16 protein-coding genes are annotated in these 15,765 nt (G+C 59.0%); 2 read left to right on the top strand and 14 right to left on the bottom strand.

Annotation, left to right across the window (positions count from 1 at the left end):
* The first annotated feature begins 249 nt into the window (after window positions 1-249).
* Entirely contained in the window at window positions 250-435 is a 186-nt protein-coding gene (locus H8K20_RS13540; protein WP_186488840.1) for a hypothetical protein, read from the top strand.
* A gap of 378 nt (window positions 436-813) precedes the next feature.
* Here the strand turns inward: H8K20_RS13540 and H8K20_RS13535 are convergent, their stop codons facing one another.
* From H8K20_RS13535 to H8K20_RS13470, 14 genes are all read right to left on the bottom strand, one after another.
* Complete coding sequence (locus H8K20_RS13535) at window positions 814-1,056, bottom strand: (2Fe-2S) ferredoxin domain-containing protein (RefSeq protein WP_105203822.1); 243 nt, start codon at window positions 1,054-1,056, stop codon at window positions 814-816.
* A gap of 41 nt (window positions 1,057-1,097) precedes the next feature.
* Complete coding sequence (locus H8K20_RS13530; RefSeq protein ID WP_243206599.1) at window positions 1,098-1,382, bottom strand: hypothetical protein; 285 nt, start codon at window positions 1,380-1,382, stop codon at window positions 1,098-1,100.
* Window positions 1,383-1,464: 82 nt separating this feature from the next.
* Window positions 1,465-3,060, bottom strand: coding sequence for an FAD-dependent oxidoreductase (locus H8K20_RS13525; RefSeq protein ID WP_186488837.1), 1,596 nt, complete (start codon window positions 3,058-3,060; stop codon window positions 1,465-1,467).
* Window positions 3,061-3,074: 14 nt separating this feature from the next.
* Complete coding sequence (locus H8K20_RS13520) at window positions 3,075-3,749, bottom strand: 4Fe-4S dicluster domain-containing protein (protein WP_105203824.1); 675 nt, start codon at window positions 3,747-3,749, stop codon at window positions 3,075-3,077.
* Between the two features lie 19 nt (window positions 3,750-3,768).
* The gene (locus H8K20_RS13515; RefSeq protein WP_105203825.1) at window positions 3,769-4,596 is read right to left on the bottom strand and encodes an FAD/NAD(P)-binding protein; all 828 of its coding nucleotides are present in this window, start codon (window positions 4,594-4,596) and stop codon (window positions 3,769-3,771) included.
* Entirely contained in the window at window positions 4,593-5,618 is a 1,026-nt protein-coding gene (locus H8K20_RS13510) for a 4Fe-4S dicluster domain-containing protein (RefSeq protein WP_105203826.1), read from the bottom strand. The genes H8K20_RS13515 and H8K20_RS13510 overlap by 4 nt, the downstream gene beginning before the upstream one ends.
* On the bottom strand, window positions 5,618-6,592 hold the full coding sequence (locus H8K20_RS13505) for a 4Fe-4S dicluster domain-containing protein (RefSeq protein WP_105203827.1): 975 nt from the start codon (window positions 6,590-6,592) through the stop codon (window positions 5,618-5,620). Before H8K20_RS13505 ends, H8K20_RS13510 begins: the two co-directional genes overlap by 1 nt.
* Window positions 6,580-7,020, bottom strand: a complete 441-nt coding sequence (locus H8K20_RS13500) for a hydrogenase iron-sulfur subunit (protein WP_105203828.1) — start codon at window positions 7,018-7,020, stop codon at window positions 6,580-6,582. Before H8K20_RS13500 ends, H8K20_RS13505 begins: the two co-directional genes overlap by 13 nt.
* Window positions 7,008-9,002, bottom strand: coding sequence for a CoB--CoM heterodisulfide reductase iron-sulfur subunit A family protein (locus H8K20_RS13495; RefSeq protein ID WP_105203829.1), 1,995 nt, complete (start codon window positions 9,000-9,002; stop codon window positions 7,008-7,010). The genes H8K20_RS13500 and H8K20_RS13495 overlap by 13 nt, the downstream gene beginning before the upstream one ends.
* Window positions 9,003-9,017: 15 nt before the next feature.
* Window positions 9,018-9,401 carry a 4Fe-4S dicluster domain-containing protein gene (locus H8K20_RS13490; RefSeq protein WP_186488834.1) on the bottom strand — a complete coding sequence of 128 codons (384 nt, stop codon included), beginning with the start codon at window positions 9,399-9,401 and terminating at the stop codon, window positions 9,018-9,020.
* 16 nt (window positions 9,402-9,417) lie between these two features.
* The gene (locus H8K20_RS13485) at window positions 9,418-10,206 is read right to left on the bottom strand and encodes a CoB--CoM heterodisulfide reductase iron-sulfur subunit B family protein (protein ID WP_186488831.1); all 789 of its coding nucleotides are present in this window, start codon (window positions 10,204-10,206) and stop codon (window positions 9,418-9,420) included.
* Window positions 10,207-10,292: 86 nt separating this feature from the next.
* On the bottom strand, window positions 10,293-11,669 hold the full coding sequence (gene fumC, locus H8K20_RS13480) for a class II fumarate hydratase (RefSeq protein ID WP_154865523.1): 1,377 nt from the start codon (window positions 11,667-11,669) through the stop codon (window positions 10,293-10,295).
* Window positions 11,670-11,786: 117 nt separating this feature from the next.
* Entirely contained in the window at window positions 11,787-12,734 is a 948-nt protein-coding gene (locus tag H8K20_RS13475) for an L-lactate dehydrogenase (RefSeq protein ID WP_105203833.1), read from the bottom strand.
* Window positions 12,735-12,804: 70 nt separating this feature from the next.
* Window positions 12,805-13,434, bottom strand: a complete 630-nt coding sequence (locus H8K20_RS13470) for a redox-sensing transcriptional repressor Rex (protein ID WP_105203834.1) — start codon at window positions 13,432-13,434, stop codon at window positions 12,805-12,807.
* A 687-nt stretch (window positions 13,435-14,121) separates the two neighbouring features.
* On the opposite strand from H8K20_RS13470, the gene H8K20_RS13465 reads away from it, so the two are divergent.
* Window positions 14,122-15,741: a recombinase family protein gene (locus tag H8K20_RS13465; protein ID WP_186488828.1), complete on the top strand. Its 1,620-nt coding sequence runs from the start codon at window positions 14,122-14,124 to the stop codon at window positions 15,739-15,741.
* Window positions 15,742-15,765 lie beyond the last annotated feature (24 nt).

Genomic DNA, 15,765 nt, shown 5'->3' with positions numbered 1-15,765 from the left:
GGGCGGTGGTGCAGCGGATGGATTGGGATGGGGAAAAGCTGTATATCTATTACCGGGGCGAGACCGGACAGGAGAATGGCGGTGGTGGAAGTTGACCTTTGTGCGGCGGCGGTTTCCCGCCGACATACAAAGGGAAACTTTAACAAGAATGAAGCTGTATATACAAGAAATGGCTTTGCCGTGCGGATATTTGAAGGATGTATAGGACGGGCCGTGCAGTACATATCCTGTAAGCAGGGGGGATGCCCGGTGAAGAGAAACGAGGTGCGGGAAATGATAGACTGCTGGCCGCAGGGCGAGAAAACACGGATCGAGCGGGAGGTGGCAGAGGCGTATCAGCAGTATATACGGCGGCAGCTGCAGCACAATGCGCCCCAACAGCGGCTGGCCATTGTGGAGGCTATGCTGCGTATGGTAGAGACCGGAGAGCCTTGACAGGGGCTCTTTTTTTAATGGCGATATATAAATAGGGATAGATAGGGGCGGAAAATAAAATGTTACGAAATTGTAAATTCGGGCATTTTGGCGCATGTTCTTTTGAGTTCTTGTAAAAAAGGCACAGATCGGCACGCAAAAGAGCAGGGGAGTGGGTAACAGACGGTGACGTGCCGCATAAATTTTGCTCTGGGAGAGCATCTGTGCTCTCGGTATCGGATACCTGGCTGCAAGTTTATGAGCGTAATAGGAGGAGCTCGATAGATTGTGGCTGCGAAAGAAAAAAGCCCGCGCATTCTCCCGGAGGAGAGGTGCGCAGGCTTTTTTAAGTATGTACCGTTTTTACTTTGACACGTGCAGCGAATGCATGTGGCTCAGTTAGTGCAGCTTGGCCAGCACTTCGGTCTCGAAAAACTGAGTAGTGGTTTCGGGGGTGAGCGAGTACAGCGTGTCGCCGATGGTCACGCACACACCTTTTTGGCAGTTGCCGGTGCAGAAAGTACCGGCAAGTTTGACATCGCCCTCGACGTGGTGCTCTTTGATGAGCGACTGCAGCCCTTCGAGCACATAGTGGGAACCTTTTACGTGGCAGGCACTGCCCAGACAGACGGTAATGGTCATGATGCATTCCTCCAAATTATTGGTTACGGTGGTGTGATAGCTTATTTACCAGCTTTGCGCTCGAGCGAGCGGTTGCGGAAATACAGGCAGATATCTGCCGAGACCATGATCACGTTGGGGAAGTAGAACCAAAAAGCCAGGTTATAGGTGTGGGTGATGCATTTGGAAATGATACCGCAGATGTAGCCAAATACGATAAAGCACATGAACATAAGGCTTTTACCCTGGGTAGAGCGGGATTTGACCGAGCGGACGATGGACATAGGCCAGGAAAGACCAAAGCACAAGATCATGATGGTCTCAAAAATTTCTGCGAGCTGGGGCATGTAACTTTCCTCCAAAATATTTGTTTAAGTGGCGGTACTGCCGGCTCCTCTTAGGCCGGGCGGCGCTGCCGTAAAGACGAACTTATTTTTTGCGCCGGTAGTCGGGAAGCAGTTTGGGCGATACCACATCGCTGTGGATGCCGGCTGCGCTCAGCTCCTTGGCAAAATCGGTCACGTGCTGCAGCGACAGCGCGCCCACGCTGGTATCGGCGGCTTTGGCGGCGGCATTTTTGCCGGCATTGCGGCCGAAGACGATGATATCCAGCAGCGAGTTGCCCATGAGACGGTTGCGGCCGTGGATGCCGCCGACTGCTTCACCGGCCACAAACAAGTTCTCGACGCCGCTCTCACAGTTTTTGGCGATGTCGATACCGCCGTTTTGGTAGTGCAGGGTGGGGTAGACCAAAATGGGCTCTTTGCGGATGTCGATACCGTATTTGCCGAACATGCGCATCATAGCGGGAATGCGTTTCTCGATCGTTCCCTCGCCGTTTTTCAGCTCGATCATGGGGGTGTCGAGCCAGACGCCGATACCGTCGGCGGTCTTGACACCTTTGCCGTGATCAGAGCACTCGCGGATGATGGAGGCGGCAGCTACGTCACGGGTCTCGAGGGGGTGCATGAAGGCCTCGCCGTCGACGTTGATGAGCTTGGCGCCCAGCGAGCGGACTTTCTCGGTGACCAGAGCACCGAAGATCTGCTCGGGGTAGGCGGCGCCGGTGGGGTGGTACTGCAGTGTGTCGGGATAGAGCAGCTTGGCCCCGGCGCGATAGGCCAGGATGAGGCCGTCGGCGGTAGCGCCGTAGTGGTTGGAGGTGGGGAAGCCCTGGTAGTGCAGACGGCCGGCGCCGCCGGTAGCCATGACAACGGTCTTGGCGCGGGCGATGAGGATCTCATGGGTCTCCATATTTAGGAGCACTGCGCCGGCGGCTCTTCCGTTTTCGTCCAGGATGAGCTCGATGGCGGCGGTAAAGTCGACTACCGGGATCTGGCGGTTGAGCACTTCGTCGCGCAGGGTGCGCATGATCTCGGCGCCGGAGTAGTCTTTGGCCGCGTGCATGCGTTTGCGGGAGGTGCCGCCGCCGTGGGTGGTGACCATGGTACCGTCAGGGGCCTTATCGAACTCGACGCCCAGGTCGTTTAACCACTGGATGGCCTCGGGGGCCTCGGTTACCAAGGTGCGCAGCAACTCGGGCTTGGCGGCAAAGTGGCCGCCGCCGAAAGCGTCTAGGTAGTGAATAGCGGGGGAATCGTTTTCCTTGTCGGCAGCCTGAATACCGCCCTCAGCCATCATAGTGTTGGCATCGCCCATGCGCAGCTTGGTAACGATCATTACCTTGGCACCGGCGTTGTCAGCCTCGATAGCGGCCGAGGCACCGGCACCGCCACCACCGATGATCAGCACGTCGGTGTCGTAATCGACCTGGGCCAGATCGACATCGGCGGGATCGATACGGCTATTTGCCTGCAGAAGTGCGGCCAGCTCGGTGGGGACTTTACCGCCTTTGTTGGGGCCGACAGCCAGCTCGGCAAACTCGCCCTGCTTGTAGTCGGGGTGGTAGGTCTTGAGCAGTGTGTCTTTTTCTTCGGCAGTCATGCGGCGGGGCTCCAGGGCGGCATTGGCCTCTCTCGCGGCCGCCACTTTTTTCATGGACTCGACCATTTCGTTTGTGTACATCAGCGCATCCCTCCCTATTTCTCGATCTCGCGGTGGTTATAGAGCTCCTGCAGTTCCTCAATAGGCTTTTGCATGAGGTTCTCGATGAGCTCGGTGAAGTCGCCGTCTTTGATCTCTTTGACCCGGTTTTCCAGATGCTGCGATTTGGGGGCCAGGTACTTGCCGTTTAAGCGGCGGGCCAGCATGGCCACCTGCGGGTGCGAGATGCCGGCGGGGCAGCGGGAGGAGCAGACGCCGCACATGACGCAGTCAAAAGACTCCTCGGCACATTTTTCAAAGTCGCCGCGCTGCGCATAGGCGATATACTGCATGACATTGAGCTCCTGGGTGCAGCTCTTGGTGCAGGCGTTACAGCCGATGCAGGCATAGATCTCGGGGTACAGCTGCATCATGACCTGCTGCTCGGGTTTTATCTCGTTAATGTCGTATACCTGCTTGACCAGCGGGAAGAAGGGGAGGGTAGCCACATACATGTTGTCCTCTACCTGGGTCTGGCAGGCCAGACAAACTTTTAGCTCCCGGTCGCCCTTGATGCGGTAGATGGTGGCGCAGGCACCGCAAAAACCGTTGCGGCAGCCACAGCCGCGGACCAGCTGATAGCCCGCGTACTCCATAGCGCCCATGATGGTCAAGTTGGCGGGGACTTCGTACTGTTTCCCCATCAGAAAAACATGAACCATATTCTCCATTTGTGCTTACTCTCCTTACTCAGTACTCGTTGGGGAGCTCGTCGAGCTCGTCAAACCGGAAGACGGGGCCGTCTTTGCAGACGTATTTGCTGCCGATGTTGCACCGGCCGCATTTGCCCACACCGCATTTCATGCGCAGCTCCATGGTCGTGTATACCTGGGTCTCTTTAAAGCCCAGCTCCTTGAGGCCGGCCAGAGTGAATTTGATCATGATCGGCGGCCCACACATCAAAACGGTCTTGTTGAGGTCTGGCTCGAGCTCTTTGACGTAGTTGGGGACAAAGCCCACGTGGCCGTCCCAGCCCTCCTGGGGCTGGTCGATGGTGAGGTTGACCTCGATACCGTCGTCGGCCATCCACTCGTCGAGGATCTCCTTGTAATCGACCAGGTCATCTTTAGAGCGGGAGCCATAGACGATCTGGATCTTGCCGTAGTTCTGCCGGTTGTCGCGCACATAGTTGATGACCGAGCGCAGCGGAGCCAGACCGATACCGCCGGCCACGAACAGCAGATCCTGCCCCTTGAGGGCCCCCTCTACCGGAAAGCTGTTGCCGTAAGGGCCGCGGATGGTGATCTGCTGGCCCACATCCATGGCGTGCAGCCAGTTGGTGAGACAGCCGCACTTTTTGATACTGAACTCCATGAATTCGGTGTTGGTGGGGGAGGAGGTGATGGAGAACATCGCCTCGCCCACGCCGGGGATAGAGAGCATGGCGCACTGACCGGGCATGTGCTCAAATACTTTTTTGCCGTCCAGGCCCACCACGCGGAAGGTCTTTACATCGGGGGTATCGATGCGGATGTCGGTGACGACACCCAGTTTGGGTATTAGTGTCTCGGGACTCATAGATTTTCTCCTCCCAGCGATTTGGCCACTTTTACGATGTTCATCGAGATGGGGCACTTGGACAGACAGCGGCCACAGCCCACACAGCCGTACTCGCCCTCGTTGTTGGCGGGGAAGTATACCAGTTTGTGCATAAAGCGCTGTCTAAAGCGCTCGAGCTGGGTGAGGCGGGGGTTGCCGTGAGCCATTTTGGTGAAATCGGAATACATGCAGGAATCCCAGCAGCGAAAGCGCTGGATACCGCTGCCTGTATCGAAATCTTTGATGTCGTAGCACTGGCAGGTGGGACAGACAAAGGTGCAGGTGCCGCAGCCCAGGCAGGCCTCGGACAGCTCGGCCCACTTCTCGGAGTCAAACAGCTCCAGCAGGTGCTCGCCGTCAAATCCATCCAGCGACAGATTGGCAAAAGGCAGCTTTTCGAGGACCGCGCGGGTGCTCTGCTGCTGGGCGGCGACAGCGCTGTCGTCGCACGTCTGCAGCAGGTCGCCGAGATGGTCGACCAGGCGCTGGCCCTTATCGGTCTGCGGCTGTAGGTACAGGGATGTATCGTCCATCCAGCAGCTGCAGTCGCCTTCCGGAGCGGCGGCGTCGATACCAAAAGCGGTACAGAAACAGGTCTCCTCCGGCTGGGTGCAGGCCATGGTCACCACGGTACCGTGCTCGCGGCGGGACTGGTAATAACTGTCGACCGGGTCGACCAAAAAGACTTTGTCGAGAATGGTAAAGCTGCGGGCGTCGCAGGCGCGCACGCCGAAGATGACAAAGTCCTCGTGCTCGGTGCGGGGATCGATGATCTCGATCTCTTTGCCCTTGAGTTTAAAGTCTACCAGGTTTTCGGTCTGGGGGAAGAAGAAATCTTTGGCGCTGCGCACCGTGTTCAGTGCGCCGGTCATCTCGAGACCGTCGTGCCAGCGCTGGAAACGGGCCTGGCCCGAGGCGTCGTCAGCGGGGATGTAGAGTACCTGGTCGGCCGCGACGGCGGCAAACAGGTCGTTTAACCGATCGAGGGAGAGTTTTAACATCAGCGGTTCCCCCCTTTGTGATATACGATGCTGGGCTCTACGTCGCTCTCCTGATAGTTGGTCAGCGGGGCGCGGCTCTCGGTATCGGCGCCGGCCTGGAAGTCGCCGTACAGCTCATTGATGTCTTTGATGAATTTGCGGTTGAGCAGGTGCAGGGGAATATTCTGCGGGCAGACCCGCGAACACTCGCCGCAGTCGGTGCAGCGGCCAGCTACGTGGAAGGCCCGGATGATGTGGAACATGTTCTCCTCGAAGCTGTCGGCGGCCGCTTTTTGGGCGATGCCGGAGGCGTCGTTATCGAACACACATTTTTCGCAGGAGCAGGCCGGGCAGACGTTGCGGCAGGCGTTGCAGCGGATGCAGCGCGACAGCTCGCCGCGCCAGAAGTCAAAGCGCTCGTCGGGGGTCATGGCCTCGATCTTCTCGACCATGTCAAAGCGGTGGCTGTCCAGCACCTGACCGTCCTCGCCCAGCAGTTCGTCGTAGACCACGTGCTGCTTGCTCTTACAGTTTTGACAGCGCTCGGGCAGTACGTCAGCTCTTTTGACGGTCTTTTCGCCGTAGAGGGTGTCGATGATAAAATCGTCCCCCTGACTCCCGATGCCCAGAATGCCTTTGATACCGTGCTGCTTGAGGGTCTCGCCGTCGGTTTTTCCCTCACAGGGGACGCCGACGACATAGACGTTGTCGCGCAGGATGCGGTGCTCTTTGATGAGCTGGTTAAAGCTGTAGGTGTCGCAGGGCTTTAAAAAGACCAGGGTCTTGCCATCCAGGCGCGAGGCCTTGATGAGGTACTTGGAGAGGTTGGCGCCGCAGAAGTCGTCGTAGACGAAGCTCTGCTCGAGCTCCTCTATAGTCTCGAAAACGGCGGGGGTGATGTCGTAGGCGAACTCGCCGGTCTTCCAGCCGAGGACCCGATCGACCGCGCCGCTCTGCAGCAGCTCTTTGGCTTTGGCGATCATTATTTTTTGCATCTCAGATCCTCCAGTCTCTTGTTCTCGCCCAGGCTGCGCACCGTCTCCACGAAGCTGTTCATGGTCTCGGCGAATTTGGCGCCCTCAGCGGCCGACACCCACTCCACACGGGTGCGCTCTTTTTCGATGCCCAGATAGTCGAGCATAGAGAACAGCAGCGTCATGCGGCGGCGGGCGTAGTAGTTGCCGGAAGTGTAGTGGCAGTCGCCGGGGTGGCAGCCGCACAGGATGACGCCGTCAGCACCGCGCTGGAAAGCCCGCAGGATGAACATGGGGTTGACCCGGCAGGAGCAGGGAACACGGATGATCTTGACGTCGGCTGGGTAGCTGAGGCGGTTGGTACCGGCCAAATCGGCGCCCGCATAGGAGCACCAGTTGCAGCAAAACGCCACAATCTTGGGTTTGAATGTCGTCTTTACATCTTGCATATCGCATCGACCTCCGCCATGATTTGGCTGTTGGAAAATCCTTTCAGGTCCATAGCGCCGGACGGGCAGGCCACGGTGCAGGCACCACAGCCCTGACAGACTGCCTCGTTGACCGAGGCCACCCGGCGGATAGCCACCGTGCGGTCGGGCATACGGAACTCTTTATCCTGATAGGTGATGGCGCCGTAGGGGCAGACCTTCTCGCAGGAGGAGCAGCCGTTGCACATCATCTCGTCGGAAGTTGCCACACAGGGGTTGCCGGTGAGCTTGTTTTTGGCCAGCAAGCCGATGACCTTAGCGGCGGCGGCACTGGCCTGGGACACCGTTTCGGGGATGTCTTTGGGGCCCTGACAGACACCGGAGAGGAAAATACCGGCAGTGGGGCTCTCGACCGGGCGCAGTTTGGGATGGGCCTCGGTAAAGAAGTCGTTGGTGTCCATGCTGGCGGTGAGCATGGTGCCCAGCGAGCGGGCAGTCTTATCGGGCTCGATGGCGGCGGCCAGCACCACCATGTCGGCCTCGATGTGCAGCTGTTCATTGGAGATCAGGTCGGATGCCTGTACCATCAGCTTGCCGTCGGCGCGGGGCGCCACTTTGCCAACCATGCCTTTGATGTAGTGCACGCCGTACTCCTCCACCGCCCGGCGGTAGAACTCGTCGAAGTTTTTGCCGGGGGTACGCACGTCTATGTAGAACACGTACACCTCGGTATCGGGGTATTTTTCGCGCACCAGCATGGCGTGTTTGGCGGTGTACATACAGCAGATCTTGGAGCAGTAGGGCTTGCCGCAGCCGGAGGTATCGCGGGAGCCGACGCACTGGACGAATACCAGCGTGTGGGGGTGCTTGCCGTCGGAGGGGCGCAGCAGGGTACCGCTGGTGGGGCCGGCGGCGTTGGTGAGCCGCTCGAACTCCAGCGAGGTGACCACATCAGGGCTCAGCGAGTAACCGAACTCGTCGAATTTATCGAGTTTGATGGGGTTGTAGCCGGTAGCCACCACGATGGCACCGTACTGGCGCTCGACGATCTCATCTTTTTGCTTGTAGTCGATGGCGCCGGCGCCACAGACCTTGGCACACAGACCGCATTTGCCGTTTTTGAGCATGTTGCAGTGATCGGGATCGATGGTGGCGATCTTGGGAACTGCCTGTGCGAAGGGAATATAGATAGCGCGGCGGTTGTCCATCCCCAGATTAAACTCGTTGGGGATCTTTTTCATGGGGCACTTTTCGGTACACTCACCGCAGCCGGTGCACTTATTGGGGTCGACAAAGCGAGCTTTTTTCTTGATCTTGGCGGTGAAGTTGCCCACGAAGCCCTTGACTTCCTGCACCTCGCTGTAGGCGAAGATATTGATGTTTTCGTTCTGGGCGCAGTCGACCATTTTGGGGGTCAGGATACAGGCGGCACAGTCGAGGGTGGGGAAGGTCTTATCGAGCTGGGTCATTTTGCCGCCGATGGTGGGCTGCTTTTCGACGATGTCGACTTCAAAGCCGGCCTCGGCGATATCCAGCGCAGTCTGGATGCCGGCGATGCCGCCGCCGATGACCAGCGCTCTCTTGGTGACCGGGCTCTCGCCGGCGATGAGCGGGGCGTTGAGCTGCACCTTGGCGATGGCCGCCCGACCCAAGATGATGGCCTTTTCGGTGGCGGTGGGCATGTCTTTATGGATCCAGGAGCACTGCTCGCGGATGTTGGCGATCTCGACCATATAGGGGTTGAGACCGGCCGCGGCGGCTGTTTTGCGGAAAGTCGCCTCGTGCATACGGGGGGAGCAGGAACAGATCACCACACCGGTGAGCTGCTGCTCTTTGATCGCGTCTTTGATGATGTTTTGCCCCGCCTCGGAGCACATGTACTGGTAGTTGGTGGAGTAGACGACGCCGGGCTCGTGGGAGAGGGCCTCGGCCACCGCGGCTACATCTACGGTACCGGCGATGTTGCTGCCGCACCAACAGACGAATACGCCAATTCTCTGCATGGTTTCTCCTCCTTGTTACTTGCTGTATTTGCGCAGGGCGGTGACGATGGCCTGCTGGGGCATATCGTCGTCCAGCAGCGCGGGGATATCGTCGGCCCGCAGGTGATTTTTGCCCTGCTGGCGGATGACCTGCAGACGCACGGCCTCTACCAGCCTGGCGGGCTCTACCCCGCGGGGGCAGCGCTCGATACAGGCAAAGCAGGAGAGACACTTATATATGGATTTAGAGGCCATCAGCTTATCGATCTGGCCTTTTTCCACCATGTACACGAACTCGTGGGGGTGGTATTCCATCTCGTCGTAAGAGGGGCAGGTGGCTGAGCACTTGCCGCATCGCATGCATTTGAGCACGTCGACGCCGCTGGTGTGCAGGATCTGCTCTCTGTCAAAATCGCTCATTGTTCGCTCTCCCTTCTTACCCCTTGACGCCCAGTGCCTCGGCCAGCAGCTCGGTGAAGTAGAGCACCGGCACCTGGCTGTTGGTCGCAGCATTTTTTTGCAGGTTGTACAGGCACAGGGGGCAGGCGGTGACCATGCAGTCGGCCTGCATATCGGCTGCGCTCTCCATGACGGCGGTGCTCTTTTTCTGCGCCAGAGCCGGGTCCTCCATGGCGATATAGCCGCCACAGCACTCGTTGCGGTAGGGGTACAGCACCGGTGTGGCGCCCAGCGCGCGGATGAAGTCCTCCATGATCTGGGGGTTCTCGGGGTTATCCATCTGCATCACTTTACCCGGTCGCAGCAGGAGACAGCCGTAGTAGGCGGCCACTTTTTTGCCGGTGAGAGGATTTTTGACCGCCGCTTTGAGCGCGTCGAAACCCACTACATCGCGCAGTACCTCCAGGTAGTGCAGCACCTTGGTCTCGCCGTGATAGGGCTCATCCAGCTGCATGTAGTTGTTGGCGTGCAGCGAGAACTCGGCATCGCCGGCCATGTCGGCGTTCGCCTGTTTGAGCACGTTGTGGCAGGCCGAGCACAGGGTGACCAGGTCGCGGCCCTGGGCCTTGGCACTGTTTAGCGCCCGCACCGAGGACAGCTTGCTGGCGATCTCGTCTTTGGCCATGGAATAGGCACCGCCACAGCACTGCCACTCGTCGAGCTCTTCGAGCGTAAAGCCCAGTGCCTCAGCCGAGAGGCGGGCGTACCTGTCCAGGTCCTGGGCCTTGTTTTTTAAGGTACAGCCAGGATAGTAACTAAAAATCATAGGTTCTATCGTTCCTTTCGCAGAAACTGCAGCCTGGAAAGCGCATCGTGCTCCAGGCGCTGGTTTTATATACCCGCTGCGGGGCGCTAGGCCATCTGCTCGGGGTGGAATACCTCGTCGAACTTCTCCTCGGTGAGGAAACCCAGCGCGATGCAGGCCTCTTTGAGGGAGATGTTCTCCTTATAGGCTTTTTTGGCGGTCTTAGCCGCATTCTCGTAGCCGATATAGGGGTTTAAGGCGGTGACCAGCATCAGCGAGTTGTGCAGGTTATGGTGCATCTTTTCGCGGTTGGCGGTGATGCCCACGGCGCAGTTGTTGTTGAACGAGACGATGGACTCGGCCAGCAGGCGCGCGGACTGCAGGAAGTTGTAGATGCACACCGGCATGAACACGTTGAGCTCGAAATTGCCCTGCGAGGCGGCCATGCCCACGGCCACGTCGTTGCCCATGACCTGGACGGCCACCATGGTGACGGCCTCACACTGGGTGGGGTTGACCTTGCCGGGCATGATGGAGGAGCCGGGCTCGTTTTCGGGGATAAAGATCTCGCCCAGACCATCGCGGGGGCCGCTGGCCAGCCAGCGCACGTCGTTGGCGATCTTCATCATATCGGCCGCCAGCGCCTTTAGTGCGCCGTGGGCAAAGACCAGCTCGTCTTTGCTGGTGAGCGCGTGGAACTTGTTGGGGGCGGTGAAAAACTGCTTGCCGGTGATCTCGGACACTGCCTCGGCCACCTTGGCGTCGAAGCCGGCGGGGGCGTTGAGCCCGGTGCCGACAGCGGTACCGCCCAGAGCCAGCTCTTTGAGCTCGGGCAGGGCGATCTGTAGCATCTTTTTATCTTTTTCCAAAGAGGAGCGCCAGCCGCTGATCTCCTGCGAGAACTGGATGGGGGTGGCGTCTTGCAGATGGGTGCGGCCGCTCTTGACGATGCCTTCGTGCTCTTTTTCCAGCCGCTTAAAGGTATCGATGAGCATATCGATGGCGGGGAAGAGCTTATCCTCGATGGCCAGCACTGCCGAGATGTGCATGGCGGTGGGGAAGGTGTCGTTGGAGGACTGGCTCATATTGATGTCGTCGTTGGGGTGCAAGAGCTTTTCGCCGGCGATCTCGTTGCCGCGGTTGGCGATGACCTCGTTGGCGTTCATATTGGACTGGGTGCCGCTGCCGGTCTGCCAGACGACCAGCGGGAAGTGGTCGTTTAAACTGCCGCTGATGACCTCGTCGCAGGCCTTAGAGATGGCGGCCAGCTTCTGGTCGGTCATCTTCTCGGGCTTTAACTGGTGGTTGGCGATAGCAGCTGCCTTTTTGAGGATGCCGAAAGCGTGGGTGATCTCGCGGGGCATGGTCTCGATGCCGACGCCGATCTTGAAGTTCTCGTGGCTGCGCTCGGTCTGGGCGGCCCAATAGCGGTCGGCGGGGACCTTTACCTCGCCCATGGAGTCGTGCTCAATGCGGTATTCCATCGTACTTTACTACACTCTCTTTCTGTGATAAAGTGGGTGATCTTTATGTTTTATGGGGGCGCCAAGAGCTGCCGCCCGCCGGTGACAGGCAGCAGCTGCGGGCGCGGTGGAGGGGGACTAGATCTCGAGGTTGTCGATGACCGCTCTCAGGCTGTCTGCACTTCTGTGCAGCAGGCCGACCTCCTCGTCGGTGAGGGGGGCGACGATCTTGCCGGCGAGGCCGTCCTGCCCGACGATGGACAGAGTGCTCAGGCAGACATCGTCGATGCCGTACTCGCCGTGCATCATGCTGGAGACGGTGAGGGCGGTGTCGGCGCCGGAGAAGATGCATTTGCAGATGTGGCAGACCGATACGGCCACGGCGTAGAAGGTGGCGCCTTTGCGCTCGATGATCTTGCCGCCGGATTTGCGGATGTAGGACTCGACCTCGTCGTGGACCAGCTGCGGGTTGACCGCCTCTTTATCGGTGAGGCACTCGCTGTAGCGGTCGATAGCGATGTTGGAGATGGTGCCGATGGACCAGGGGACAAAGGAGGTGTCGCCGTGCTCGCCGAAGACGTAGGCGTGTACGTTTTGCTGGTTGATGGAGTAGTACTCGGCCAGGCGGGCGCGCAGGCGGGCAGTATCGAGAATGGTGCCGGAGCCGATGATCTGTTTCTCGGGCAGGCCGGACACCTTATTGAAGATGTAGGTGAGGATGTCTACGGGGTTGCTGACGATGATGTAGACGGCGTTGGGCGCGTACTTGACGATCTCGGGGGCGATGGACTTGGTGATGTTCACATTGACCTGCGCCAGCTCCAGGCGGGACTGACCGGGCTTTCTGGCCACACCGGAGGTGAGGATGACGATGTCGGAATCCTGCGCGTCTTTGTAGCTGCCGGCGTAGATGGAGATCGGCGGGCAGAAGGAGACGCCCTGACGGATATCCAGCGCCTCGCCCAAGGACTTGGACTCGTTGATGTCGATCATCACCACCTCGGTGGCGATGCCGTTGACGGCCATGGTGTAGGCGATGGTAGAACCAACGCTGCCTGCTCCAATAATCGTGACTTTCTTACCCATAGTAGTTCCTCCCAATTTTTTTGCGGTTTGACCGCTGACTTTCACTTGTTTGCGACTCGTTGCCGGTGGCCTATTTGGCCCCCTTGAGGTGGTAGGAGAGCAGAGCCAGTGAGCTGGCCATGTTCTCGCGCTGGATGAGCACGCCTTCGGGCGCTACCAGGTGGACCGGAGCGAAGTTCCAGATGGCCCGCACACCGCCCTGCACCAGCGTGTCGCAGCAGGACTGCGCCACCTCGGCCGGGACGGTGAGGATACCGATCTGCACGCCGTGGGTGCGGCAGAAATCGGGCAGCTGATCGGCCGGTAGGATGGGCGTGCCATCGACCGGGGTGCCGATGAGGGCCTGATTTTTGTCGAACGCGGCCACGATATCGAGGCCGTACTCGGCAAAGCCCGTGTAGGACAGCAGCGCCAGACCCAGATTGCCCACCCCCACCAGCACGGCACTGTTTTGGGTGCCGTAGCCGAGGAAGTGCTCCAGATCCCGGATGAGATCGCTCACCAGGTAGCCCACCTTGGGTTTGCCGGCGTCGCTGACTGCGGCCAGGTCTTTGCGCACCTGCACCTCGCCCAGGCCCAACGCAGCGGCGATGGCCGCAGCTGAGATGTTGGGCAGGCTGTCTTCAGACAGCGACTTGAGGTAGGAGAGGTAGGTGGGCAACCGACCCAGCGTGAGTTTGGATACGCCGCCAGTCTCCATGGAAAGCACTCCTTTCTATACGGCTCTGCAAGGGGGAGATCCGCTCATTTGCATCATAGCATTTCGACAAGATTTTGTAAATGTTGCAGTAGGTACAATCGGCATTTTTCTATCGATATATTTTTATCGATATAGTGCAAAAAACAAAATCTCAGGGCAAATGACCCCGCCGTCGGCTGCTGGTACGAATTGCGGCAGTCCCTTAGCAGGCATAGGCACGAGACCTTGTTAATAATATAACATATACTTACGCCGATGAAAAGGGCTTTAGAACAAATCTGACAGACTTTTTCAAAAAAATTGTGGTTTCTGCCATTTATTTGCAGAGATCGGGGGAGAAAACTCCAAAATCGTCGGTTGGGGAGCAGAGGACGGGATATGTGCGCTTGGGAACGCTATTCGCTTTGGGGACACCCGCAAAGATGGTGGAGAGAGAAAGAAGCGTATTCGGTGTGGGGCCGCGGTATATTTGGGAGGGGCGCCAGGGCTGTGGAGACTGCGCTTTTCGGCGTGTTTTTTATAAGGGACCGCGGGAGAGGTTTTGCCGCCGGGCGAGAGATGGTATGGATGCATTTTATGGGCGGCTGGTATGGGTGGTGTGGGCTGACCCGGATGGAGGGCGGTCATGCATGGATGTATGTACGCCTATATATAAGGTAGGAGCAGGGCGAAATCAGGGGGGCGAAGATGCGATTTTTTATTTACAGCCGCAAGTCGGTCTGGTCGGCGCGGGGGGACAGCGTAGAAAATCAGGTGGAGATGTGCCGCCGCTATATTGCAGAAAAGTTTGGCGAGGGGGAGCACCAGATCGCGGTGTATGAAGACGAGGGGTTTTCGGCCAAGGACACCGATCGGCCACAGTTTCAGTTTATGCTGCGCGACCTGTATGAGCAGCGGCCCGACTACCTGATCTGCTACCGATTGGACCGTATCAGCCGCAGTGTGAGCGACTTTTCGGCGCTGGTGGAGGAACTGGCGCGGCAGGGGACGGCGCTGGTATGTATGCGGGAAGAATTTGACACCGCGAAACCCATGGGCAAGGCGATGATGTACATAGCCAGTGTATTTGCCCAACTGGAGCGGGAGACGATTGCCGAGCGCGTGCGGGACAACATGTTGCTGCTGGCGCGGTCGGGCCGTTGGCTGGGGGGCACGACGCCCACCGGGTACCGCTCGGTCCAGGTGCGGGAACTGGTGCTGGAGGGACGGGTAAAGACCGCCTGTAAGTTGCAGCCGGTGGAGGAGGAACTGCAGTGGGTGCGGCAGCTATATGCTGTGTACATACAGGAGCATAGTTTGTCGGCGGCACACCGGGCGCTGGAGATGCTGGGGGCGCACAACCGGCGGGGGATACCGTTTACCCGTATGGGCGTGAAAGCCATGCTGCAAAACCCGGTGTACTGCGCGGCGGACGCGGAGGCACACAGCTATTTTACCGCGCGCGGAGCGGCGGTGTGCTTTGACCCCCAGAAGGCGCCGGACCGGGGGCTACTAGTATACAACAAGCGCGGCACCGGTGGCAGACGACAGGAAGTGGAGCAGTGGGTGGTGGCCGCCGGGCGGCACCCAGGACTGATCTGCGGTGGGCAGTGGGTGCGGGTACAAAAGATCTTGCGGGAGGAGCAGCCGACCATCGATCGGCCGGGCAAGCAGCACAACGATTACGCCATGCTTTCGGGGCTGATGTTCTGTACCCGCTGCGGACAAAAGCTGCTGGCTAAAAAGCGCAGCGGCCCCCAGCGGGAGGGGCAGTACGACTATATCTGCAGTAGTAAATTGACCGCCGGCACCAGACATTGTGACAGCCAGAACCTGGCCGGACCGGCAACTGACCAGGCAGTATGGCAGCACCTGTGCGGCTATTTATGTGCCCGGCCGGAGCAACTGCAGACGGCGCTGAGGCAGCTGCGGCGCGAATATATACGGCAGCTGCCCCAGTCGCCGGCCCAGCTACAGCGCGAGATACAGCGCGCCCAGACGGAGATACAAAACCTGGTAGCGGCACTGTCGGCAGGCAATGCGCCGGCCATAGCTGGGCATATTGCCCGGCAGATAGAGCAGCTGGACCGGCAGGTGCTCTGCTGGCAGCGGCAGTTGGAGGGGCAGGGACAAAGGACCGAGACGGCACCGGTAAAGCGAGAGGCTGCCCGGCTGCTTAGGAGACGGCGCTGGCTGGAGGACCTGGATAGACGGCAGCGGCGGCAGCTGATGCGGGCGGTGGTGCAGCGGATGGATTGGGATGGGGAAAAGCTGTATATCTATTACCGGGGCGAGACCGGACAGGAGAATGGCGGTGGTGGAAGTTGACCTTTGTGCGGCGGCGGTTTCCCG

It is taken from the genome of Neobittarella massiliensis (ex Bilen et al. 2018) (genome assembly GCF_014269355.1).
GTDB classification, from domain to species: Bacteria; Bacillota; Clostridia; order Oscillospirales; family Ruminococcaceae; genus Neobittarella; species Neobittarella massiliensis.
Note: the sequence above shows the minus strand (reverse complement) of the source record. Positions and strands in the feature narration are given on the sequence as shown.

Excerpts from the sequence above, each read along its gene's own strand:
- H8K20_RS13535 (WP_105203822.1), bottom strand. The coding sequence starts at position 1,056 with ATGACCATTACCGTCTGTCTGGGCAGTGCCTGCCACGTAAAAGGTTCC.
- H8K20_RS13530 (WP_243206599.1), bottom strand. The coding sequence starts at position 1,382 with ATGCCCCAGCTCGCAGAAATTTTTGAGACCATCATGATCTTGTGCTTT.
- H8K20_RS13525 (WP_186488837.1), bottom strand. The coding sequence starts at position 3,060 with ATGTACACAAACGAAATGGTCGAGTCCATGAAAAAAGTGGCGGCCGCG.
- H8K20_RS13520 (WP_105203824.1), bottom strand. The coding sequence starts at position 3,749 with ATGGAGAATATGGTTCATGTTTTTCTGATGGGGAAACAGTACGAAGTC.
- H8K20_RS13515 (WP_105203825.1), bottom strand. The coding sequence starts at position 4,596 with ATGAGTCCCGAGACACTAATACCCAAACTGGGTGTCGTCACCGACATC.
- H8K20_RS13510 (WP_105203826.1), bottom strand. The coding sequence starts at position 5,618 with ATGTTAAAACTCTCCCTCGATCGGTTAAACGACCTGTTTGCCGCCGTC.
- H8K20_RS13505 (WP_105203827.1), bottom strand. The coding sequence starts at position 6,592 with ATGCAAAAAATAATGATCGCCAAAGCCAAAGAGCTGCTGCAGAGCGGC.
- H8K20_RS13500 (WP_105203828.1), bottom strand. The coding sequence starts at position 7,020 with ATGCAAGATGTAAAGACGACATTCAAACCCAAGATTGTGGCGTTTTGC.
- H8K20_RS13495 (WP_105203829.1), bottom strand. The coding sequence starts at position 9,002 with ATGCAGAGAATTGGCGTATTCGTCTGTTGGTGCGGCAGCAACATCGCC.
- H8K20_RS13490 (WP_186488834.1), bottom strand. The coding sequence starts at position 9,401 with ATGAGCGATTTTGACAGAGAGCAGATCCTGCACACCAGCGGCGTCGAC.
- H8K20_RS13485 (WP_186488831.1), bottom strand. The coding sequence starts at position 10,206 with ATGATTTTTAGTTACTATCCTGGCTGTACCTTAAAAAACAAGGCCCAG.
- fumC (WP_154865523.1), bottom strand. The coding sequence starts at position 11,669 with ATGGAATACCGCATTGAGCACGACTCCATGGGCGAGGTAAAGGTCCCC.
- H8K20_RS13475 (WP_105203833.1), bottom strand. The coding sequence starts at position 12,734 with ATGGGTAAGAAAGTCACGATTATTGGAGCAGGCAGCGTTGGTTCTACC.
- H8K20_RS13470 (WP_105203834.1), bottom strand. The coding sequence starts at position 13,434 with ATGGAGACTGGCGGCGTATCCAAACTCACGCTGGGTCGGTTGCCCACC.
- H8K20_RS13465 (WP_186488828.1), top strand. The coding sequence starts at position 14,122 with ATGCGATTTTTTATTTACAGCCGCAAGTCGGTCTGGTCGGCGCGGGGG.